This window comes from Arenibacter arenosicollis (assembly GCF_014397245.1).
Classification (GTDB): Bacteria; Bacteroidota; Bacteroidia; order Flavobacteriales; family Flavobacteriaceae; genus Arenibacter; species Arenibacter arenosicollis.
Genome location: NZ_JACLHY010000018.1, coordinates 1 through 21,503, shown reverse-complemented (window position 1 = coordinate 21,503; position 21,503 = coordinate 1). Strand labels below are relative to the sequence as shown.

At 38.1% G+C, this 21,503-nt stretch carries 21 protein-coding genes; 16 read left to right on the top strand and 5 right to left on the bottom strand.

Translation table 11 applies throughout. The annotated features are described in order from the left end of the window. Together H4O18_RS15695 and H4O18_RS15690 are read left to right on the top strand one after the other, a co-directional pair. Complete coding sequence (locus H4O18_RS15695; RefSeq protein WP_187586268.1) at nt 1-864, top strand: DMT family transporter; 864 nt, start codon at nt 1-3, stop codon at nt 862-864. Nucleotides 865-873: 9 nt separating this feature from the next. Then, nucleotides 874-1,485: an IMPACT family protein gene (locus tag H4O18_RS15690; RefSeq protein WP_187586266.1), complete on the top strand. Its 612-nt coding sequence runs from the start codon at nt 874-876 to the stop codon at nt 1,483-1,485. Here H4O18_RS15690 and H4O18_RS15685 read toward each other — a convergent pair. Next, the gene (locus H4O18_RS15685; protein WP_187586264.1) at nt 1,474-1,872 is read right to left on the bottom strand and encodes an acyl-CoA thioesterase; all 399 of its coding nucleotides are present in this window, start codon (nt 1,870-1,872) and stop codon (nt 1,474-1,476) included. The two genes, H4O18_RS15690 and H4O18_RS15685, sit on opposite strands and share 12 nt — an antisense overlap. Before the next feature lie 199 nt (nt 1,873-2,071). On the opposite strand from H4O18_RS15685, the gene dnaA reads away from it, so the two are divergent. From dnaA to H4O18_RS15670, 3 genes are read left to right on the top strand one after another with little or no spacing between them, the layout of a single operon-like run. Continuing rightward, nucleotides 2,072-3,496: a chromosomal replication initiator protein DnaA gene (dnaA, locus tag H4O18_RS15680; protein ID WP_103440993.1), complete on the top strand. Its 1,425-nt coding sequence runs from the start codon at nt 2,072-2,074 to the stop codon at nt 3,494-3,496. Between the two features lie 15 nt (nt 3,497-3,511). Continuing rightward, a complete protein-coding gene (locus tag H4O18_RS15675) occupies nt 3,512-3,970 on the top strand; it encodes a low molecular weight protein-tyrosine-phosphatase (protein WP_187586262.1) in 459 nt (152 codons plus the stop codon). Nucleotides 3,971-3,980: 10 nt separating this feature from the next. Then, nucleotides 3,981-4,703 carry an SAM-dependent methyltransferase gene (locus tag H4O18_RS15670; protein ID WP_187586260.1) on the top strand — a complete coding sequence of 241 codons (723 nt, stop codon included), beginning with the start codon at nt 3,981-3,983 and terminating at the stop codon, nt 4,701-4,703. Nucleotides 4,704-4,756: 53 nt separating this feature from the next. Here H4O18_RS15670 and H4O18_RS15665 read toward each other — a convergent pair whose 3' ends face one another. From H4O18_RS15665 to dapF, 4 genes are all read right to left on the bottom strand, one after another. Next, entirely contained in the window at nt 4,757-5,386 is a 630-nt protein-coding gene (locus tag H4O18_RS15665) for a hypothetical protein (RefSeq protein ID WP_187586258.1), read from the bottom strand. A gap of 157 nt (nt 5,387-5,543) precedes the next feature. Then, nucleotides 5,544-6,587, bottom strand: a complete 1,044-nt coding sequence (mltG, locus tag H4O18_RS15660; protein ID WP_187586256.1) for an endolytic transglycosylase MltG — start codon at nt 6,585-6,587, stop codon at nt 5,544-5,546. Next, nucleotides 6,587-7,111, bottom strand: a complete 525-nt coding sequence (locus H4O18_RS15655; protein ID WP_187586254.1) for a GNAT family N-acetyltransferase — start codon at nt 7,109-7,111, stop codon at nt 6,587-6,589. Before H4O18_RS15655 ends, mltG begins: the two co-directional genes overlap by 1 nt. Then, nucleotides 7,098-7,880, bottom strand: coding sequence for a diaminopimelate epimerase (dapF, locus tag H4O18_RS15650; protein WP_187586252.1), 783 nt, complete (start codon nt 7,878-7,880; stop codon nt 7,098-7,100). Before dapF ends, H4O18_RS15655 begins: the two co-directional genes overlap by 14 nt. 126 nt (nt 7,881-8,006) lie before the next feature. Here dapF and H4O18_RS15645 point away from each other — a divergent pair, with 126 nt between their 5' ends. The 11 genes from H4O18_RS15645 to H4O18_RS15595 all read left to right on the top strand — a co-directional run. Further along, nucleotides 8,007-9,401, top strand: a complete 1,395-nt coding sequence (locus H4O18_RS15645) for a S1C family serine protease (protein WP_187586250.1) — start codon at nt 8,007-8,009, stop codon at nt 9,399-9,401. Nucleotides 9,402-9,516: 115 nt separating this feature from the next. After that, entirely contained in the window at nt 9,517-10,965 is a 1,449-nt protein-coding gene (locus H4O18_RS15640) for a glyceraldehyde-3-phosphate dehydrogenase (RefSeq protein ID WP_187586248.1), read from the top strand. 145 nt (nt 10,966-11,110) lie between these two features. Then, nucleotides 11,111-11,731, top strand: a complete 621-nt coding sequence (locus H4O18_RS15635) for a tRNA (guanine-N1)-methyltransferase (protein ID WP_187586247.1) — start codon at nt 11,111-11,113, stop codon at nt 11,729-11,731. A gap of 346 nt (nt 11,732-12,077) precedes the next feature. Beyond that, nucleotides 12,078-12,755, top strand: coding sequence for a tRNA (guanosine(37)-N1)-methyltransferase TrmD (trmD, locus tag H4O18_RS15630; protein ID WP_187586245.1), 678 nt, complete (start codon nt 12,078-12,080; stop codon nt 12,753-12,755). 232 nt (nt 12,756-12,987) lie between these two features. Then, entirely contained in the window at nt 12,988-13,338 is a 351-nt protein-coding gene (rplS, locus tag H4O18_RS15625) for a 50S ribosomal protein L19 (protein WP_103440983.1), read from the top strand. A gap of 687 nt (nt 13,339-14,025) precedes the next feature. Then, on the top strand, nt 14,026-16,245 hold the full coding sequence (locus H4O18_RS15620) for an NADP-dependent isocitrate dehydrogenase (RefSeq protein ID WP_187586243.1): 2,220 nt from the start codon (nt 14,026-14,028) through the stop codon (nt 16,243-16,245). Nucleotides 16,246-16,366: 121 nt separating this feature from the next. After that, nucleotides 16,367-18,742 carry a TonB-dependent receptor gene (locus H4O18_RS15615; protein ID WP_187586241.1) on the top strand — a complete coding sequence of 792 codons (2,376 nt, stop codon included), beginning with the start codon at nt 16,367-16,369 and terminating at the stop codon, nt 18,740-18,742. 4 nt (nt 18,743-18,746) lie between these two features. Continuing rightward, complete coding sequence (locus H4O18_RS15610; protein ID WP_187586239.1) at nt 18,747-19,580, top strand: DUF4249 family protein; 834 nt, start codon at nt 18,747-18,749, stop codon at nt 19,578-19,580. Nucleotides 19,581-19,616: 36 nt separating this feature from the next. Further along, nucleotides 19,617-19,853, top strand: coding sequence for a DUF6095 family protein (locus H4O18_RS15605; RefSeq protein ID WP_187586237.1), 237 nt, complete (start codon nt 19,617-19,619; stop codon nt 19,851-19,853). A 199-nt stretch (nt 19,854-20,052) separates the two neighbouring features. Further along, entirely contained in the window at nt 20,053-20,574 is a 522-nt protein-coding gene (locus H4O18_RS15600) for a 5' nucleotidase, NT5C type (protein WP_187586235.1), read from the top strand. A 139-nt stretch (nt 20,575-20,713) separates the two neighbouring features. Further along, the coding region (locus tag H4O18_RS15595; RefSeq protein ID WP_187586233.1) for a hypothetical protein at nt 20,714-21,503 on the top strand (790 nt) is incomplete at its 3' end.

The following is a 21,503-nucleotide window of genomic DNA, read 5'->3' as shown; positions in this document are numbered from 1 at the left end:
ATGTTGGACCTAGGTTTAAGCGTACTGTTTTCCAGTTTAATTTTTGTTGTTTTCAAACTGTTTGACACTTATAAGGTAGAAACCTTATATGCCATCATAATTAATTATGTGGTTGCCTCTACGGTTGGAATGATATTGTATGAAAAAAATATTGTTCTATTGGAAATACCTACAAAACCATGGTTCCTGGGTACTCTGGTTTTGGGCATATTGTTTATTCTCGTGTTTAATCTCATGGCCGCTACCTCTCAAAAAAGTGGGGTATCCGTGGCTTCGGTAGCTACAAAAATGTCGCTTGTAATTCCAGTTATCTTTGGCATGTTGGTATATGATGAAAAACTAGGGGCCTTAAAATCCATAGGCATTTTTTTGGCCCTGGCCGCAGTATATTTCGCTTCTGTAAAAGAAAGGAATATACTGATAAAGAAGAATGTCCTGATACTCCCCGTCTTGGTGTTTATTGGTTCGGGCATTATAGATACCAGTATTAAATATCTGGAAGAAACACTTGTCCCTAAAGAGGAGTTTCCCCTGTTTTCCGCAGTTGTTTTTGGCTCTGCCGCGATAACTGGTATTATTTTTATCGGCATAAAATCCTTTAGGACACGTTCTACACCGAGTATCACAACTGCTCTCGGCGGAATTGGACTGGGCATTCTTAATTATTTTTCTATATATTACCTGTTGCGTGCACTACAGCACGAAAACCTTAACAGTGCATCTGTTTTTACTATAAATAATGTAGCCATCGTAATGTTCTCTACGCTTTTAGGGGTTATACTGTTCAAGGAGCGTATCAGCATCAAAAATTGGATGGGAATTACATTAGCGGTCATCAGTATATTCCTGGTCGCTTTTTTTTAATGGAACATTATGGAGTCTGATACCTACAAAACCTTGGAATCGCCCTCTAAGGAAATATTATTCAAAGAACGCAAAAGCAAATTTTTCGGATATGCCTTCCCAATAAGGGACGAGGAAGATGTAAAGCCTATAATTGAGGAATTAAGGAAACTGCACCACACTGCCAATCATGTTTGTTACGCTTGGCAATTAGGGTTTAAGGATGTCAACTATAGGGCGAATGATGACGGTGAACCCAACAACTCGGCAGGAATGCCAATCTATGGCCAAATACAGTCGTTTGAAGTCACAAATGTCCTTGTTGCCGTGGCACGTATTTTTGGCGGTACCAAGTTAGGGGTCGGAGGATTAATATCCGCATATAGAACAGCAGCCCAAATGGCTCTCGATTCTGCTCATATAATAGAAAAGACATTGCAGCAAAGATATTTGCTTTCTTTTGAATATTCCGATATGGACAAGGTTATGAGAACCATCAAACAACATCAAATGGAAATAACAGCTCAAAAAATGGAAATGGATTGTGCAATTGAAATATCCGTTAGAAAAAACGACGCTGATCTTACCGAAAATATTTTTGCTGCAATGTATCCTGTAAAAATAAAAAAACTAGATATTTAGATTATCCAGGATATAGCTCGGACATTTAATGGGCTTATTCGTTTTCATGTCTATAAATGCCAAAACGGTATTAGCCTCTATCAACAATTCATTAGCCTCATTGCGTATCTCATAGTCAAATTCTATTCTAACCATTGGCCTCTTTCGAATAAATGTCTTAACCGTCAAAAGGTCATCATAAACTGCTGATTTCCTGTATGTAATATTTAAGGAAATTACAGGCAACATTATTCCGTTTTCCTCCATCGTTTTGTAGGAAATGCCCATGGACCTTAGCCACTCCACCCGTCCCATCTCTAGGTATTGCGGGTAATTACCATGATAAACTACCCCCATTTGATCTGTTTCGCCGTATCTAACCCTAAAAGAAAATTCATTAAAATCCATGTTATTCCGTGTAAAACCTTTATATTTAAAAGTGTGAAAATATTGTGGTACAACATGAGGAAAAAAAAGGGAAAATTCAACCTCTTTGGATTTTTTTTTTAGAATATTTGTTCACATATTTGCCTACTTGATAATCCCAATTAACCTGGCTGAATATCATCAGTAATTTACACTAACCAAAAAAAAGAAAACATTAAAAATGAGTGTTACTGCAACGTCCGTATGGAACCATTGTTTGGGCTTTATTAAAGACAATATCCAACCGCAGGCATTCAAAACTTGGTTCGAGCCAATAAAACCTGTTAAACTTTCCGATAATGCCCTGAGCATTCAAGTTCCTAGTAAATTCTTTTATGAATGGCTGGAAGAACACTACGTTAAACTATTAAAAGTAGCACTTACCAAAGAATTGGGTGAGACCGCCAAATTGGTGTACATCATTAAAATGGAAAACACCTATGGCAATCGTGAACCTTTTACAGAAAAAATACCGAGTTCCAATAGGTCTCATGTTGAGCCCCAAGAATTGGACGTCGCCATAAAATCCAAAAACCCGGAATTAAAGAATCCATTTGTAATTCCAGGGATAAGAAACATTAAAATTGAATCCCAATTAAATCCGAGTTACAATTTCGACAATTTCTTGGAAGGTGATTCCAATAGATTGGCCAGATCAGCGGGCATGGCCGTTGCCAACAAACCAGGCGGAACCTCTTTTAACCCTTTATTGGTTTTTGGCGGTGTTGGTTTGGGAAAAACACATTTGGCACATGCAATTGGTGTTGAGATAAAGGATAAATACCCAGAAAGGACGGTACTGTATATCTCCGCCGAAAAATTTACCCAACAATATATTGAATCGGTTAAGAAGAATACTAGAAACGATTTTATTCATTTCTATCAATTGATCGATGTGCTTATTATTGATGACGTGCAATTTTTGTCAGGAAAGTCTGGTACCCAGGATGTTTTCTTCCACATTTTTAATCATTTGCACCAGAATGGCAAGCAGGTAATCCTAACTTCGGACAAGGCCCCTGTAGATATGCAGGATATAGAACAGCGTTTGTTATCCCGTTTTAAATGGGGATTATCCGCAGAGCTACAGACACCAGATTACGAAACAAGGATATCGATCCTAAAAAATAAATTGTATCGCGATGGCGTAGAAATGCCCGAGGATATTATAGACTACGTTGCCAAACACATAAAAACCAATATTCGGGAATTGGAAGGGGCCATAATTTCACTAATTGCCCAATCTTCCTTTAACAAGAAAGAAGTTACTCTTGAATTAGCCCAATTGGTAGTGGAGAAATTCGTAAAGAATACCAAAAGGGAAGTATCCATAGATTATATTCAAAAAGTAGTTTCCGACTATTTCGAAATGGATGTGGCTACTTTACAGTCCAAAACCAGAAAAAGACATATTGTACAAGCAAGGCAATTGGCCATGTTCTTTGCTAAAAAATTCACCAAAGCATCTTTGGCAAGTATTGGGTCCCAAATTGGAAAAAGAGATCACGCTACAGTATTGCACGCTTGCAAAACTGTTGATAACCTAGCAGAAACAGACAAACAATTCCGGAAATACATAGACGACTTAACAAAGAAGTTTTCCTAATATTTATACATAAGCATGAGAACCAAAGTCCTTATGGTATGCTTAGGGAATATATGTAGGTCGCCCTTGGCCGAAGGTATTCTAAAAAGTAAGCTGGATGAGGCAACTTTTCATGTGGATTCAGCGGGTACCGCTAGCTATCATATTGGAAAAAAACCGGATAATCGCTCTATTTCAATAGCCAAAAGATACGGGATTGATATTAGCCAGCAACGTTGTAGACAATTCACGTACAAAGATTTTAGCGACTTTGATCTTATTTTTGCAATGGACAGAAGTAATTATGAAAACATAATTGCCCTAGCCAATAACAAGAATGAAATAGCAAAAGTGAATTTATTACTTCATAAATCGGATTCAACCAACAAAGAAGTGCCAGACCCCTATTATGGAGGTGATGACGGTTTTGAGGAAGTTTTTCATTTAATAGATTCGGCATGCAACATTATTGCCAAGGATTTAATGCATAAATAATGTAATACCTATGGACCATACAATGGGCAATATTGGAAAACTATATTTAATCCCAACCACTTTAGGCGACAATGAACCCTTGGAGGTATTGCCAATATCCATCAAAAGGACCATTGAACATATTGATCACTACATAGTTGAAAATGAAAAAACTGCTAGGCATTTTATAAAAAAAATAAGTTCTAAAAAATCCCAACCTAGTTTACATATTAACCTACTCAACAAATTTACCGAGCCAGAAATTCTTCCCACTTTTTTAGACCCTTGTTTTGAAGGATATAATGTAGGTATATTATCAGAAGCCGGATGCCCGGGAATAGCAGATCCCGGTGCCGACATTGTTCGTATTGCACATGAAAAGGGAATACAGGTAGTGCCTTTGGTGGGCCCCTCCTCTATTCTATTGGCCCTTATGGCCAGTGGTTTAAATGGCCAAAGCTTTGCCTTCAATGGATATCTGCCCATAGAGGCAGGAGAAAGAAAAAAATGCATCAAGAAGTTCGAGAAATTGTCCAGAGACCACGATCAATCTCAAATCTTCATTGAAACCCCCTATAGAAACGACAAATTGTTAGCCGAATTAATAAAAACCCTTTCCCCACAAACCTTGATCTGTATTGCCTGCGACATTACCTTGCCTACCGAATTTATCGCCACCAAAAAAGCGGCGGATTGGCAAAGAACTACCATTGACCTACATAAGAGACCCACTATTTTTATAATTCACGCATAAAAAAACCCTAACAATATTGCTAGGGCCTTTCCATTTTCATAATTATAAACTCTTTATATTCTTGGATTTCTTTTGGGTGTTACATGGGATATGTCGTAACCAGAGAATTTCTTAATGTAATATGAAACCGAAGACCCAAAGTCATCGTCCACATTTAATTCCCCATAAGACCGTAGGTACTTTTTTACATTCCCCGCTCCTGCCAAATGTGCAGCAGCCAATATACCCGATTCCGTAATCTCCTGGCCATTTATTACCACGCCAACAAAACGTTTAATATCCCTTCTCAAAATCCACTTGTTTCTGGAAAGATTGGTATGAAATACCCTTTCCTGCAAAACTGGATCGTTTAGAAATAATGTAGCGTTGTAAACACCTAGCAATTCCAGGGTACCAATACCAAATTGATACTTGCCTAAATAACCAAATGCGTTGGTAGTAAAATAATTTCCTTGAGATTCCTTAAAGGCTAATGCCTCTTTAAACCCGTTGTAGGATGTTCCTAAAAAAGGCGGCGCAACCATTGTCGTTTGTAAAAGAGTTTTGTGTTTGGGATACAAAACTTCGGTAGGTCCGTTTACTCTAAAAGCCTCGGGAATAACCATTTTAACTGGTTTAAACCCATAACTAATAAGAATAAAAATCATGATAACGGGGAACAAATAACTTGTCCACTTTCTCATATATTTGTTTTCTTAAGACTTACAACCAAAAAAAGGTTTGCTTAAATTTCACTTTACAAAGATATGCCCGATTTTTAAAAACAGACCCATTTTAACGTAACTTTGTACAAAATGTTATAAATATTGGATAAATAACACAGAAATAAGGACCATTGGCCTACCTGTTGATCTTTTGACTGTTTATCCACCGGACATACTGCTCTTTATTGCGGTTATGTTGCGCCAATGTCTTCGCAAACTTGTGATAACCAAAGTTTTCCACATTGGCAACAAAGTAAAAATATTCATGCTTTTCAGGATTTAAAACGGCATCAATGGCTGAAATATCAGGCATGGCTATAGGCCCAGGGGGCAAACCAGCAACCTTATAGGTATTATAAGGTGAGTCCAATTCCAAATCCTTGTACAACACCCTTTTTATGATGGTATCAAAATTACCTGTATGCCGTTTTATGGCATAGATTACGGTGGGATCTGCCTGAAGCATCATTCCCGTTCTCAATCGGTTAAGATACACTCCGGCCACCCTTGGTCTTTCATCTACCTTTGCGGTCTCCTTATGTACTATGGAAGCCAAAGTAATCACCTCAGAGGAAGTTAAACCTAAAGATTTCGCCTTATCTTGGCGATTATCGTTCCAAAACCTGGTATATTCCTTGAACATCCTTTCCCTAAATCCCTCAGCGGAAGTATCCCAAAAAAACTCATAACTGTTGGGGATATACATGGACAGTGCGGTCTTTTCGTTAAACCCCTTGGTACTTAAGAACTCTTGATCCATAAAGCTTTTTACCAATGCAGTACTATCCGCTTCAATCTGAAGAGATATCCTACCCGCCAAATCCGCCAAGGTTTCCTGATTGTTAAAAGCAACCTTGACAGGAATATTGCCACTTCGCAAGGAATTTACAATATCGTTATTGCTCATCCCCTTTTTTATGGCGTATTTCCCTGCCTTTACATTGGCACTATAGCCCTTTTTATCGGCAGCGGATTCAAAAGTTTTCAAATCCTTTAAAAGAGGCACCATGATTTCCTTTACTTGTTCAAAGTTTGAATCCGAAGGGATATAGACATAGGCCACCTCATTGCTAAATTGAGTATTTGGTATAAAAAAGGCGCTGTAAACCATATAGGCGAAGGCACCCCCAACCAACATTCCTGCAATAACAATAACCAGTAAAATTTTCTTTATATACATTAGCTATATATCTTTTGAAACAAGATTTCATTTTTAAAAGTACCGCCGGAATAAATCCAATCCCTTTTTATCCCTACTTTTTCGAATCCCAACTTAGAAAATAAATGTATACTGGGAGCATTATCCTCCAATACATTTGCGTAAATCTGTCTCATACCCAAAACTGAAAAAGTGTATTTGGAAAGTATATCTATGGCCTCAGCACCAATACCTTTGTTTCTATCACCTTTGCTACTCACAATGATTCCCATTCCGACCCTTAAATTCTTTGGATCAAAATCAAATAAATCAATTAAACCAAGTACAGTTCCTTTCAAATTGCAAATGCACAATCGCAATTGCTTTACCTCATAAATGTCTTTATGCACATTATCCAGATAAAGTTTTAACACATGTTTGGAATAAGGTGAAGTGGTCCCACTTATTTCCCAAATTTCAGGATCGTTCTCCAATTTATATAGAAAATCCAAATCTTCCGGCTCCAAGCCTCTTAAATATATATGTTCACCCTTAAGACTCAACATCTATCCCTCCTTTAAAGACAAGTTGCGCAGGACCGGTCAACCAAATCTTGTCATATCCATTTCCATTGTTTTGAAATTTCACTTCTAGGTTACCACCGGGCGTTACTATTTTCACAGTATTACTTTTGGTTTTACCAGAATGGTGCATTGCCAGGGCAACGGCCGTAACTCCCGTTCCACAGGAGAAGGTTTCATCCTCCACCCCACGTTCGTAAGTCCTAACATTAAAAGTATCCTCACCGGCCTGCCCTACAAAGTTAATATTACTGCCTTGCTCACCATATAACCCATAGCGCAGCTTTTCACCTTCCTTGCGAACATCAAAATCCTTAAGACCATCTACCAATTGCACGTGATGGGGAGAACCCGTATTTAAAAACAAAGAATTGGGTTTTTCCTTTATTTCATTTACATTCTGCATTTCCAGGCCAACAATTCCATTTTCTAAGGTTGCATGATGAAGTCCGTCAACCGCCATAAATGAGGTATTTTTATCAACTATCTCCAAATAATTGGCAAAGGCCACGATACACCGGCCCCCATTGCCGCACATAGTACTTTGCCTACCGTCTGAATTGTAGTAGACCATTTTAAAATCTGTTGTCTTATCATTCTCCAATAAAATAAGTCCATCGGCCCCTATGCCAAATCTTCTATCACATAAAAATGAGACCAGCTTAACATTGTCCTTTGGAAACACATCCTCGCGATTATCGATCATCACAAAGTCATTTCCCGTACCTTGGTATTTATAAAAATTCAATAGCATATCGTAAATTATAGGGCAAAGATATAATTTTATTAAGGTTTTATTATCAGTTAAAAACTCGTTAAAGCCAAATAATTGCTATGGAATTATGTTAATTTTACAAGAGCAAATTAAAAAAATGTTTTTATGAAGAAATTTGGAAGTTTATTATTGGTCTCTGTTTTTGCAGGTGCTATTACTTTAGGTGCTTACAAACTTTTTTTAGAGAAACCTAATTACGCAGTAATTCAGCCAGAGAACGGGGCAAAGATGATTACATCTAGCTACACGCCTACCTCTGCCAAGGGTTCAGGTATTAACGAGGTAGATTTTACCATGGCCGCCCAGAACACGGTGAATGCAGTGGTACACGTTAAAAACGTAGCCACCAGCAAAGGCCCGTCCAATATAATGGAATTTTTCTATGGCTATGGCGGGAGTCAAACACCTCAAGTGGGTACCGGTTCTGGAGTTATCATCTCGCAAGACGGGTATATTGTTACCAATAACCACGTAATTGCCAATGCCGACCAACTGCAGGTTACTTTAAATAATAATAAAACCTATAATGCAGAGCTTATAGGTACAGACCCTAATTCTGATATTGCCCTGATAAAGATCAATGTGGATCGACAATTGCCTTATTTGGCTTTTGGGGATTCGGACAATACAAAGGTAGGAGAATGGGTACTGGCCGTTGGAAATCCATTTAATTTAACCTCTACGGTTACGGCCGGTATCGTTAGCGCAAAAGCTAGGGCATTGGCCAGTCTAGACCAGTCGTTTATACAAACTGATGCCGCGGTAAACCCAGGTAACAGTGGCGGCGCCTTGGTAAACACCAATGGTGACCTTATTGGTATAAACACTGCAATCACCTCTCAAACAGGTTCCTATGTGGGATATTCCTTTGCCGTACCCAGTAATATTGCCAAAAAAGTGGTGGAGGACATTATGGAATATGGCAATGTACAGAAAGGTATTTTAGGTATTAATACCGTCCCTATGAACAGTCCTTATGCCGTGGAAAATGGCATTAACGAAATTGATGGGGTTTATATAGCCGGTATTGAGGAAGATTCAGGGGCATTTGATGCTGATTTAAAAGAAGGTGATATTATAAAGAACATCGACAATGTTGAAATTCACAAATTCGCAGACCTAATAGGTTATATATCCTCCAAAAGACCAGGAGACGAGCTTTTGGTTACCGTATTACGTGGTGAAGAGCGTTTGGACTTCCCTGTAATGCTTAAGGAAAGGCAAACCATAGTTATCCCAGTATTGGGCTTTGAGGTTAAAAACTTGACCGAGGATGAGAAAAAATCTTTTAAGACCAAGAAAGGCGTAAAAATTATTGGAGTCCCTGAAACATATAGAAATTATGGTTTTGAAGGAAAAGTTTTGCTTTCTTTTGGGGATGAGGAAATAAACAATATACAGGATGCCAAAAACAAGTTTGGCAAAATATCTAGGTATGATAGAGCAAGTATTACCATGTTGAACAAAAAAGGTGAAAAAGAGCGACTAATAATTCAATAATAATTACAGTTTAGAAGAGCGCCCCGATCGGGGCGCTTTTTTTATGCTTTTATTTTTTACGAAAACGTTTGAAATCTATAATTTTACCCAAAATCCAACAAATCCACAAAAACCTATGAGCCCTACAAAAATATATGAAAAGGAATTGGCCTTCCAAGCGGACAGACGAAAGGCTACCACCGAATTCATTAAAATTGCCAGTGATTTATGGTACGACAAATCCATTGAAATTGTACTATTTAAAAATCAGGTTATTGACAAGAACGTAAGCGACATTATAAACCTGCATGAGTATGCAGGCGAATTTGTCCAAAAACCAATTTCAATTTTCGATTCGGTCGAAATATTAAGAACTATTAATGATATACACCTACCCCCTTCCAAATTGGACATCGGAAAACTCACTTATGAATATCATTCTGAGGATAATATTTATAATGATGTAAAGGAATTTGTCATCGACAAGCTGAAAAGTGCCAATTCCAGGGAGGAAATAATACCCAAAAATGTGGTGTTATATGGTTTTGGAAGAATTGGCAGATTATTGGCGAGGGAATTAATGGCGAAAACAGGCAAAGGGAATCAATTGAGACTGAGAGCCATTGTTACACGCGGTGCCATCACACCGGAAATTTTGGAAAAGAGAGCAAATTTATTAAGGACCGATTCGGTGCATGGACAATTTATGGGAACTGTGGACGTGGACTATAAAAACAAAGCCATGTCCATTAACGGCACCACTGTCCATATAATTAATGCGGAATGTCCGGAGGAAATCGACTATACACAATACGGAATTACCAATGCCCTGATTATAGACAATACAGGGGCCTTTAGGGACAAAGAAGCCCTGAGTCGCCATCTAAAGTCCAAAGGGAGTGATCAAGTGCTACTTACTGCCCCCGGAAAGGAGATCCCCAATGTTGTTCATGGTGTTAACCACACGGAATTTGACCCGGACACTATAAAAATATTTTCTGCCGCCTCCTGTACCACAAATGCCATAACCCCTATATTGAAGGTAGTGGATGATTCTTTAGGCATAAAAAAAGGACATATTGAAACTATTCACGCTTATACCAATGACCAAAATTTGGTAGATAATATGCACGGAAAATACAGACGAGGTAGAGCGGCGGCACTCAATATGGTCATTACGGAAACAGGTGCCGGAAAAGCTGTTGCCAAGGCCCTTCCCCAGCTGGCCGGCAAGTTGACATCAAATGCCATTAGGGTACCAGTGCCCAATGGTTCTTTGGCGATTTTAAATTTGGAGATTATAAACAAAACCTCAAAAGCAGCATTGAACACCATAGTTAAAAAATATGCCCTGGAAGGCGATCTGGTGGAACAAATAAAATATTCCCTAAGCAACGAACTGGTTTCTACAGACATTGTTGGCACATCCGCACCCGCTATATATGACAGTACGGCAACCATTGTTTCGGAAGACGGAAAGAATTTAGTACTGTACATCTGGTATGATAATGAATTTGGATATTCACATCAAGTAATACGTCTTGCAAAGTACATAGCCAAAGTTCGCAGGTATACTTATTACTAAAATTTTAGGTGTACATAATAAATTGTAAAATAGTTGGTTATTCTAATTAGCTACTGGTACGTTCTAATCCATTTTTTTTTAATTATGGGAATATTGAATTACTTTAGCCCTCTCTAAATCATTATTAACAATAAGAATTACATAAATGAAAATTTCGAGAATACTCTTTATCGTAATGGCTCTATTGTCATTTAACCTACACTTTGCACAGGAATCCGAGGAGGACGACAAACTTTCCTTGGACGAAGGACCCATTAGCTCCCAATTTGAATATATCTCCAAGAAATCTGGCAATTATAGAGCCGATGGTGTTAGATATGAGGTCGTAAAAGAATTTAACCTGGGGAAATTAAGGCAGAACGTACTGGATTCCATCAATGCCTTCAATAAAAAGGTCAATGAACTTAACGGTACCATTGCAGGCCATGTTGAAACAATTGAATCGCTTAACAAAAAATTGGAAGAGACCACCAATAATCTATCTTCCGTGACTGAGGAAAAGGATAGCATGTCATTTTTAGGGATTCTGGTTGCCAAAAGCACTTACAATTTTATCCTTTGGACCATAATCGCTGGCTTACTACTGTTTTTGTTGTTTTTCATATACAAATTCAGAAATAGCAATATTCTTACCCAAGAAGCAAAATCAACACTTGCGGAGGTTGAAACTGAATATGAGGACCATCGAAGAAGAGCATTGGAAAGGGAGCAAAAAATTAGCAGGCAGCTCCAGGACGAAATCAATAAACACAAAAAATCCAAATAATATAAAAAGCTCCCAAAAGGGAGCTTTTTTATTAAAATAAAGCCTCCTAACGGAACACCAATGACCATACGGGCCCGTTGCAAAATATGTGGAAATGGATTTGTTCCACAATTTTGATCGACATTAAAGTTTAGTATTTACTTTTTTCGCAATTGGCAAACAATATCACCCTTTTCTATTGTCATAATTCGGTTGCTTCATGCGAATAATTCCTTCTATTATTATAAGGCCTTTGCCATAGTATCCAAAAAAGGATAGGTACATTTTATAAATGAATGGGATTGCGGCTAATTTTATTAATTTTGAACCCGCCCTGAAGAAATATTAATTGTTATTGATTTTACCCATGCGAATAGATATAATTACCGTATTACCAGAATTACTTAAGAGCCCATTTGAAGCCTCCATACTAAAAAGGGCCATAGAAAAAGGCATTGTTGAAGTACATATGCATAATTTAAGGGATTATACGGATAAAAGCTACAATCAGGTAGATGATTACCAGTTTGGGGGGGGTGCCGGCATGGTAATGATGATCGAGCCTATTGACAAATGCATTTCCACATTAAAAAGTCAGCGAGAATATGATGAAGTAATTTATATGACCCCGGACGGAAAAACTTTGAATCAAAAGATGGCCAATGGGTTGTCTTTGCTAAACAATGTCATTATTCTATGTGGCCATTACAAGGGAGTGGACCAACGGGTAAGGGATTTATATATTACCAAGGAAATATCTATTGGTGATTACGTATTGTCCGGGGGCGAATTGGGGGCGGCAGTATTATGCGATACGGTTATACGACTTATCCCGGGAGTATTGAACAACGAAACCTCCGCACTAACGGACACATTTCAGGATAATTTGCTTGCCCCACCTGTGTATACCAGACCAGCTGAATACAAGGGCTATAAAGTCCCCGATATTCTATTGAGCGGAAACTTTCCTAAAATAGAGAAGTGGCGTGAGGACGAGGCATATAAAAGAACAGAGAAGCTACGTCCAGATCTGCTAAAGGAATAGTTGTGCCTCTAAAATTATTGAGCAAGTTAGATATACAGGCTATATCAATGAACGTTTAAAAATTTTCAATTGCGCAGACGGTGAAAAGAGGTGACTATTTTCGTTGGAGATAAAAGATAAAAAATACATAATCACTTGTAGATTAATAATAATGTATTATTTTTGCACTCCATTAAATCAACCTCTGACGATAATCGTGAAAGTTGGTCTAAGTAAACAATAATTAAATACAATGGAAGAGTTATTAAAATTTGTAGAGAACGAATTTATTCCGAAAAAAGATTTTCCAAAATTTTCAGCAGGAGACACTATCACAGTGTACTATGAAATTAAGGAAGGTGAAAAAACAAGAACACAGTTTTTTAAAGGTGTTGTTATTCAAAGAAGAGGAACAGGTGCAACCGAAACTTTTACAATACGTAAAATGTCCGGTACCGTTGGTGTAGAGCGTATATTCCCAATTAATATGCCTGCTTTGCAAAAGATAGAGGTCAACAAAAAAGGTAAAGTACGTAGATCACGTATTTTCTACTTTAGAGGTCTTACTGGTAAAAAAGCTAGAATTAAAGAGGTTCGCTCTTAAAAAGCCTACTGAATATAGAAAAAGCACCCTTGCCTTTGGCATAGGGTGCTTTTTCATTTATAAACAATTGTTCAAAACAAAAGTTCACAAGGTGTTGATAATAAATTCGTTACAAAATTTGCTTATTAAATAAAATTTCTCTACTTTTAAAATGTGGCTGGTAATTCGTTACACGGATTAATGAATGTCACATAAAGTTTACGTTCTTTATCTCATTGTTATTAGTCCTTTTATAGTGTTTAACACTATAAATTGCAGTCAAACCATTTACTTGCAACAGTAAGTCAATGGGATTGTAAATATTTTGATATTGCTAATGTAAGATCTAGGTTGTACGTTAAGAATACCAAATATTTAAACATTGAGGAGAAACATCTTTGTCGCTTAGTCGAATGATTAAGTACGAAATGTTTCAAACGTTGAAATAGCGACGCAAATGCAATCAATGGTTGCCGTTTTGTAATAAGCAGAACAACAAGTTTGTAAACTATTTCTAGAAAGCCATATCAAGGTAATTTTACAATGATATGGCTTTTATTTTTGATATAATTTCAACTTCAATATATAGAATATTACCTTCTCTGCTTTTCTCCTTATCATTTAGGTAATATTAGAGCCCTTCCATGTTTATTTGGCATTTTTAAAATTGTATATTTGCTCCGCTTAAACTTAAAAATCTTAATTATAATGCCAAAAATTCTATATACCAAAACAGACGAAGCCCCTGCATTAGCAACACAATCATTTCTACCTATTATTAAGGCATTTACAAAAACAGCTGGAATAGATGTCCAACTTAAGGATATTTCCCTAGCAGGTAGAATAATTGCTGTGTTTCCAGAATACCTAAAAAAGGAACAGCAAATTTCGGACGATTTGGTAGAATTGGGAAATTTGGCAAAAATGCCTGAAACCAACATTATAAAACTTCCAAATGTAAGTGCATCCGCTCCTCAGTTAAACGAGGCCATAGCCGAATTACAAAGTAAGGGATATAACATTCCAAGCTATCCGGATAATCCAAAAAATGATGTTGAGAAGGATGTTAAATCCAGGTATGACAAAATAAAGGGAAGCGCAGTGAATCCTGTTTTACGGGAAGGTAACTCGGACCGTAGAGCACCAAGAGCGGTGAAGAATTATGCCAAGAAACACCCGCATTCCATGGGTGCATGGAGTGCAGATTCCAAAACACATGTGGCTACCATGACCCATGGCGATTTTAAATCCAACGAGAAATCTGTTACCCTTGACAAAGCTACCTCCGTAAATATAGAACTCAGTAAAGCCGATGGCTCAAAGACTTTGCTAAAGGAAAATATTAAACTTCTTGAAGGCGAAATAATAGATGCTACTGTATTGAGTAAAAATGCCCTAATAGCATTCCTAAAAGAGCAGGTAAAAGACGCCAATGAGAAAGGGGTTTTGTTTTCCTTGCATTTGAAAGCTACCATGATGAAGGTTTCAGATCCCATCATGTTCGGCCATGCCGTAAAAGTATTTTTTGCCGATGTATTCAAAAAACACAGCAGTACATTTGATAGAATTGGTATCAATGCCAATGATGGCCTAGAAAATTTACTAAAAAAAATAAAAACTCTTCCCGATTCCGAAAGACAGGAAATTGAATCGGATATAGAGAATACCATTAAAAAAGGTCCTGCATTGGCAATGGTTAATTCAGAAAAAGGAATTACCAACCTACATGTTCCCAGTGATATCATTATTGACGCTTCAATGCCGGCCATGATACGAAATTCTGGTAAAATGTGGAATTCCGATGGAAAAGCTCAAGATACCAAGGCCGTAATCCCGGATAGTAGTTATGCCGGAATTTATACCGAGACTATCAACTTCTGCAAAAAACATGGCGCCTTTGACCCTACAACCATGGGGACAGTACCCAATATAGGATTAATGGCCCAAAAAGCAGAGGAATATGGTTCCCATGACAAAACTTTTGAAATTAAAGCCAACGGTAAGGTTTCCGTAGTGGACACTAATTCCGGTGATGTTCTTATTGAGCACAATGTAGAGGATGGGGATATTTGGAGAATGTGCCAAGCAAAGGATGCACCTATCCAAGACTGGGTTAAACTTGCTGTATCCAGGGCCAGAGCTACCAATATACCCGCCATATTTTGGTTGGATGAGAACAGGGCTCATGATATTGAATTGATAAAAAAGGTAAATACTTATTTGGCCGATCATGACACTTCTGGATTGGATATAAGAATAATGTCTCCAGAAAAAGCGACGGTATTTACATTGAAAAGGTTAAAGGACGGTAAAGATACCATATCGGTTTCCGGTAATGTTTTAAGAGATTATTTAACCGATCTTTTCCCCATTTTAGAAGTAGGCACCAGTGCTAAAATGTTATCCATTGTACCTCTTATGAACGGTGGCGGACTTTTTGAAACAGGTGCTGGTGGCTCCGCTCCCAAGCATGTGGAACAGTTTTTATCCGAAGGCCACTTAAGATGGGACTCTTTAGGCGAATTTTTGGCCCTTGGAGTTTCTTTGGAATTTTTTGGAGAAAGAAACAACAATAAACAAGCAATGGTCCTGGCAGATGCGCTGGACAAGGCAACAGAACAGTTTTTGGAAAACGACAACTCCCCTTCTAGAAAAGTAGGCGAGCTGGACAATAGGGGTAGTCATTTTTATTTGGCGCTTTATTGGGCTAATGCCTTGGCCCAACAAAATAAAGACCAAGAACTTAAAACAATTTTCACCCCTATTGCTGAAAAACTTTCCAATGGAAAGGATGAAATATTGAAACAGTTGAATGACGCCCAAGGAGCACCGGTCAATATTGGAGGTTATTATTTGCCGGACACCGAGCTAATAAGTCGGGCCATGAGACCAAGTAAAACATTTAATTCCATTTTGGAGACCATATAAACATATATTTCCTTTATTCCCAAGGCCTTTTCAGAAATTGAAAAGGCCTTTTGGTTTTATGCAATTACAAACTTTTTTACATCAAGAAAATTATCGATACTTTTAGGGAAAATTGCTTTTAATGGGAAAGAATCTAAATCTACCTTTATATATTCTACTGATATTTTCCATAAATATATTTTCCCAGGAACGATTTACCCTCAGCGGTACGATCACTGAAATATCCAGTAACGAGACACTGATAGGCGTCACAGTTGCGGTGCCATCATTAAGTACCGGTGTTATAACCAATGAATACGGTTTCTATTCCATTACCCTACCCAAAGGAAATTATGAGGTTCAAATAAGCTCGTTGGGCTACCAGGATATTATCCAAAATATAGACCTATCCGTCAATCAGAAAATAAACTTTCAATTACTTGAAGTTGCTGAGCAATTGGAGGAAGTCATTGTAACGGAAGATGTGGAAAAATTAAATATTCGCAAACCCCAAATGAGCGTTAACTCCCTATCCATAGAAACCATAAAAAAAATACCGGTTATATTAGGAGAAGCAGATATTATCAAGTCCATCCTCCTTCTGCCAGGAGTAAGTAATGCTGGTGAAGGGGCGTCAGGTTTCAATGTTCGGGGAGGTGCCGTAGATCAAAATCTTATTCTCTTGGATGAGGCCACTATTTTCAATTCCTCCCATCTATTCGGTTTTTTCTCAGTTTTCAATCCGGACGCCATAAAGGACGTAAAGTTATTCAAAGGTGGTATCCCTTCACGTTATGGAGGTAGGCTTTCCTCGGTATTGGAGATTTTTCAAAAAGATGGGAACAGCAAAGAATTAAAAGTTAACGGTGGAATTGGTGCTGTGGCAAGTAGACTTTTGGTAGAGGGGCCCATAATTCAGGACCAAGCCGCGTTTCTTATCGGTGGCAGGGCATCCTACGCACATTTGTTCCTTCCGCTTTTCGATATAGATAATACGGCGTATTTCTACGACTTAAATACGAAATTAAACTTCAAATTTAATGAGCGCAACAATATTTATTTGTCTGGATATTTTGGTAGGGATGTCTTTAGCATAAGTGATAGCTTTGTGAATACCTATGGCAATGCCGTACTTAATTTCAGGTGGAACCATTTGTTCTCGGACAAACTGTTCTCTAATTTGTCTTTGATATATTCTGATTATTACTATGGTTTAAAACTGGATTTTGTTGGCTTTAAATGGAACTCAGGAATTCAAAACTTTAACCTGAAATACGATTTCAAACATTATTTGAGTAATAATTTCCAAATAAATTACGGAATCAATAATATATATTATCGCTTTAATCCAGGAAAGATTGAACCCAGTGATACGGAATCGGAAATTATTGAAAATCAGTTGATCCAAAAATATGCCAATGAATTTGCCATATATGTAGATATTGAACAGGATATTACTGAAAAATTAAGTTTACAATACGGATTACGTCTAAGTAATTTCATACGCTTCGGACAGGATGAGCTCAATGTATATGAAAATAACAATCCAGTTTTTTTTGACCCCTTCCTAGAAATTTATAAAGAAGCGGACCCAGTAAGCATTAGATATCCGAAACGCAGTGAGAAATTGGCAACCTTTACCAATTTGGAGCCCCGTTTAGCTTTGGCCTATACGCTTAATCCAGATAATTCCATAAAAGCTAGTTACACAAGATTGACACAGTATCTACACCTACTTTCCAATACCAGTTCCCCTACCCCTCTGGATGTTTGGACACCAAGCGGGCCCTTTGTAAAGCCCCAACTATTGGATCAATACGCATTGGGTTATTTCAAAAACTTAAAAAACGGGGATTATTCCTTGGAAACAGAAGTTTTTTATAAAGACATTCAAAATCGTATAGACTATATAGACGGCGCCAATTTAATTGCGAATGATGCAATAGAGCAGGTTATCCTCAACGGAGAAGCCAGGGCTTATGGATTAGAGTTGCTATTTAGAAAAAACCAAGATAAGTTCCAAGGTTGGTTGGCATACACCCTTTCCAGATCGGAACAAAGGACCCCAGGCAGAAATGTATTGGAAACTGGAATTAATTCAGGAAATTGGTACAATACTCCCTACGACAAAACCCACGACTTTTCTCTATTTGTAAATTATGAATTGAATGAAAAATGGAGTTTTAATAGTAATTTTGTATTTCAGACCGGCCAACCCACCAATTATCCCATTGGCCAATTCGAATTCCAAAATTTAGCTGTGCCTTATTACGGATTAAGAAATAAGCAGCGATTGCCCGCCTATCACAGAATAGATTTTTCGGCCACACTTACACCAAGGAAAAACAAGGGAAGAAAGCTTAAAGCCGAGTGGGTTTTTAGTATATACAACCTATACAATAGAAGAAATGCGGCTTCTATCGGATTTAGTCGCAATGGGGACACCGGGGTAAATGAAGCGGTCCGAACCTCAATTTTTGGCTTGGTACCTGCTGCCACCTATAACATCAAATTCTAGTAAAATGAAGAACATCTTATTTTTAATTGTTTGTTTTATGACTTATGGTTGTCAGGATGTAATCGAGGTAGACCTTCCTTCAGAGGAGCCAAGACTGGTAATTGATGCATTGATCAAATTGGAAGATATGGATAACCCATCGGTATTGGTCCAAATTAAGGCCAGTCTAACCAGTTCGTTCTTTGAAGAGGTACAACCAACCCAACTGCAAGAAATAACTCTAAGAAACACCGAATCTGGGGCCGAATTAATCTTAATAGAATCTATTCCAGGTACGGGTGTCTATGAAAATGAATGGGATTTGGATGAGTTGACCCAGGGCGATTTAGAACTTCGTATTAAGCACAACAGTCAAACCTATTTGGCCAAAACCAAATATGTGCCTGCCGTTCCAATAGAATCCTTGGAACAAGGAACCACTACCCTTTTTGGGGACGATGAAACAGAAGTAGTTGTTACCTTTACCGACAATGGTGAACGGGATGATTTTTATTTGTTCGATTTTGATTTTGGTGAGTATTTAGTTACCGAAGATGAATTTTATCAAGGGAAGCGATTTCAATTTTCGTTTTTTTATGACAGCAAGGTAGAGGACGAAAGGGAAGTCAAAATTAGTATATTAGGGATAGATAAGGATTTTTTTAATTATATGAATCAATTAATTTCTCAGAGTGGACCTGATACTGGACCCTTTAGTACTCCTGCCACGACGGTTAAGGGAAATATTATTAATATTACTGGCAGTAGTGACAGTTTTATTGGAAGTGAAATCCCTTTCGCATTGGGATATTTTGCAGTATGCCAGACTTTTTCGGATACCCTTTTAATAAAAAAATAATCGATCTATTTTTAGACTACCCCAAAAAACCAACCTATGAGAACAAACAAAACGCTATTATTAAAAGGCCTGAAATATATAGCCTATACCATTGCCCTCATGTTTACAGCGCCGGTAGTAATTTACCAAGCTTTTAAGAATCAAGGCCATCCACTATATTGGCCAGTTCTGATTATTGGTCTAATTTTGGCAATTGCTGCCATCAGCCTTGGTTTTTATAGTATGAAATTAATTATGGATGCCCTCTTCAACAAGGATAATAAGCAAGATTAATTTTTACTGACCCTTAATACCATCAGCCTTGCAGCTCCTTTTTTTGGCTAAATAAGTATAACGTTCAGTGTAAAAGTATTTCAATACCACCCTCATCGTTAATTAATCCCTTCCTTTTCTTTATCAAATTATAACCTAATCATAATCGTTCCGGTCATCCAAGGAAAATGGTTATTTTCGTATTTAAAAATTTAATTCAATGACCTTATTTGTAGATATGGACGAGGTGTTTGCCGATGCGTATAACGCACACATAACACTTTACAATGCGGAATTTAATGAAACCCTTACCGAATTGGATTGCATGGGCCGGGAGGTTTGGCAAAGTGTTCCCGAAGAACGACAACTTAGCGTAAGAAACCACGCTAGAACAGATGGTTTCTTCAGAACATTGGAGCCCATCAAGGACAGCAAAGAAGTTTTAAAGGAACTTTCTTTGAAATATGATCTCTACGTAGCCTCTGCCGCTATGGAATATCCCAATTCATTAAGGGAAAAGAGCGACTGGTTGGATGAACATTTTCCTTTTATACATTGGAGAAATCGCATTCTCTACGGTAGCAAGCATATTCTTTCCGGAGATATTTTAATTGATGATCGCAGTTACAACCTAGAACATTTTAAGGGAAGAAAAATATTGTTTACCTCCCCACATAATATACACACCACAGGATATGAACGTGCCGACAATTGGTTGGAGGTAGGAAATTTACTGTTGTAAGTGTTTAAATTGCCCGGGATAAAGGGAATCTAACAATTGTTTAATGTACCAATGAATCAATGCAACAATTGGTTAATTCGAAAATATAACAATTTGGTGATTTGGAAATGTAGCAATTGTTCAATGTACCGATTGCTTAATGAACCTATTAATGACCGTCCCTGGGTACAAACGCAGTGCAGTACAAAGGGATACGGGAATTAATCACGCAATAGGCGTGCATTCAATGACCGTCCCTGGGTACAAACGCAGTGCAGTACAAAGGGATACGGGAATTAATCACGCAAAAGGCGTGCATTCAATGACCGTCCCTGGGTACAAACGCAGTGCAGTACAAAGGGATACGGGAATTAATCACGCAATAGGCGTGCATTCAATGACCGTCCCTGGGTACAAACGCAGTGCAGTACAAAGGGATACGGGAATTAATCACGCAAAAGGCGTGCATTCAATGACCGTCCCTGGGTACAAACGCAGTGCAGTACAAAGGGATACGGGAATTAATCACGCAATAGGCGTGCATTCAATGACCGTCCCTGGGTACAAACGCAGTGAAGTACAAAGGGATACGGGAATTAATCACGCAAAAGGCGTGCATTCAATGACCGTCCCTGGGTACAAACGCAGTGAAGTACAAAGGGATACGGGAATTAATCACGCAATAGGCGTACATTCAATGACCGTCCCTGGGTACAAACGCAGTGCAGTACAAAGGGATACGGGAATTAATCACGCAAAAGGCGTGCATTCAATGACCGTCCCTGGGTACAAACGCAGTGCAGTACAAAGGGATACGGGAATTAATCACGCAAAAGGCGTGCATTCAATGACCGTCCCTGGGTACAAACGCAGTGCAGTACAAAGGGATACGGGAATTAATCACGCAATAGGCGTGCATTCAATGACCGTCCCTGGGTACAAACGCAGTG

Bases quoted from the DNA above. Each gene is read 5' to 3' on its own strand.
- H4O18_RS15645 (WP_187586250.1), top strand. From the start codon at position 8,007: ATGAAGAAATTTGGAAGTTTATTATTGGTCTCTGTTTTTGCAGGTGCT.
- H4O18_RS15610 (WP_187586239.1), top strand. From the start codon at position 18,747: ATGAAGAACATCTTATTTTTAATTGTTTGTTTTATGACTTATGGTTGT.
- H4O18_RS15685 (WP_187586264.1), bottom strand. From the start codon at position 1,872: ATGGATTTTAATGAATTTTCTTTTAGGGTTAGATACGGCGAAACAGAT.
- trmD (WP_187586245.1), top strand. From the start codon at position 12,078: ATGCGAATAGATATAATTACCGTATTACCAGAATTACTTAAGAGCCCA.
- dnaA (WP_103440993.1), top strand. From the start codon at position 2,072: ATGAGTGTTACTGCAACGTCCGTATGGAACCATTGTTTGGGCTTTATT.
- dapF (WP_187586252.1), bottom strand. From the start codon at position 7,880: ATGCTATTGAATTTTTATAAATACCAAGGTACGGGAAATGACTTTGTG.
- H4O18_RS15615 (WP_187586241.1), top strand. From the start codon at position 16,367: ATGGGAAAGAATCTAAATCTACCTTTATATATTCTACTGATATTTTCC.
- H4O18_RS15640 (WP_187586248.1), top strand. From the start codon at position 9,517: ATGAGCCCTACAAAAATATATGAAAAGGAATTGGCCTTCCAAGCGGAC.
- H4O18_RS15675 (WP_187586262.1), top strand. From the start codon at position 3,512: ATGAGAACCAAAGTCCTTATGGTATGCTTAGGGAATATATGTAGGTCG.
- H4O18_RS15670 (WP_187586260.1), top strand. From the start codon at position 3,981: ATGGACCATACAATGGGCAATATTGGAAAACTATATTTAATCCCAACC.
- H4O18_RS15620 (WP_187586243.1), top strand. From the start codon at position 14,026: ATGCCAAAAATTCTATATACCAAAACAGACGAAGCCCCTGCATTAGCA.
- H4O18_RS15665 (WP_187586258.1), bottom strand. From the start codon at position 5,386: ATGAGAAAGTGGACAAGTTATTTGTTCCCCGTTATCATGATTTTTATT.
- H4O18_RS15600 (WP_187586235.1), top strand. From the start codon at position 20,053: ATGACCTTATTTGTAGATATGGACGAGGTGTTTGCCGATGCGTATAAC.
- H4O18_RS15690 (WP_187586266.1), top strand. From the start codon at position 874: ATGGAGTCTGATACCTACAAAACCTTGGAATCGCCCTCTAAGGAAATA.
- H4O18_RS15695 (WP_187586268.1), top strand. From the start codon at position 1: ATGTTGGACCTAGGTTTAAGCGTACTGTTTTCCAGTTTAATTTTTGTT.
- H4O18_RS15655 (WP_187586254.1), bottom strand. From the start codon at position 7,111: ATGTTGAGTCTTAAGGGTGAACATATATATTTAAGAGGCTTGGAGCCG.
- H4O18_RS15605 (WP_187586237.1), top strand. From the start codon at position 19,617: ATGAGAACAAACAAAACGCTATTATTAAAAGGCCTGAAATATATAGCC.
- rplS (WP_103440983.1), top strand. From the start codon at position 12,988: ATGGAAGAGTTATTAAAATTTGTAGAGAACGAATTTATTCCGAAAAAA.
- H4O18_RS15635 (WP_187586247.1), top strand. From the start codon at position 11,111: ATGAAAATTTCGAGAATACTCTTTATCGTAATGGCTCTATTGTCATTT.
- mltG (WP_187586256.1), bottom strand. From the start codon at position 6,587: ATGTATATAAAGAAAATTTTACTGGTTATTGTTATTGCAGGAATGTTG.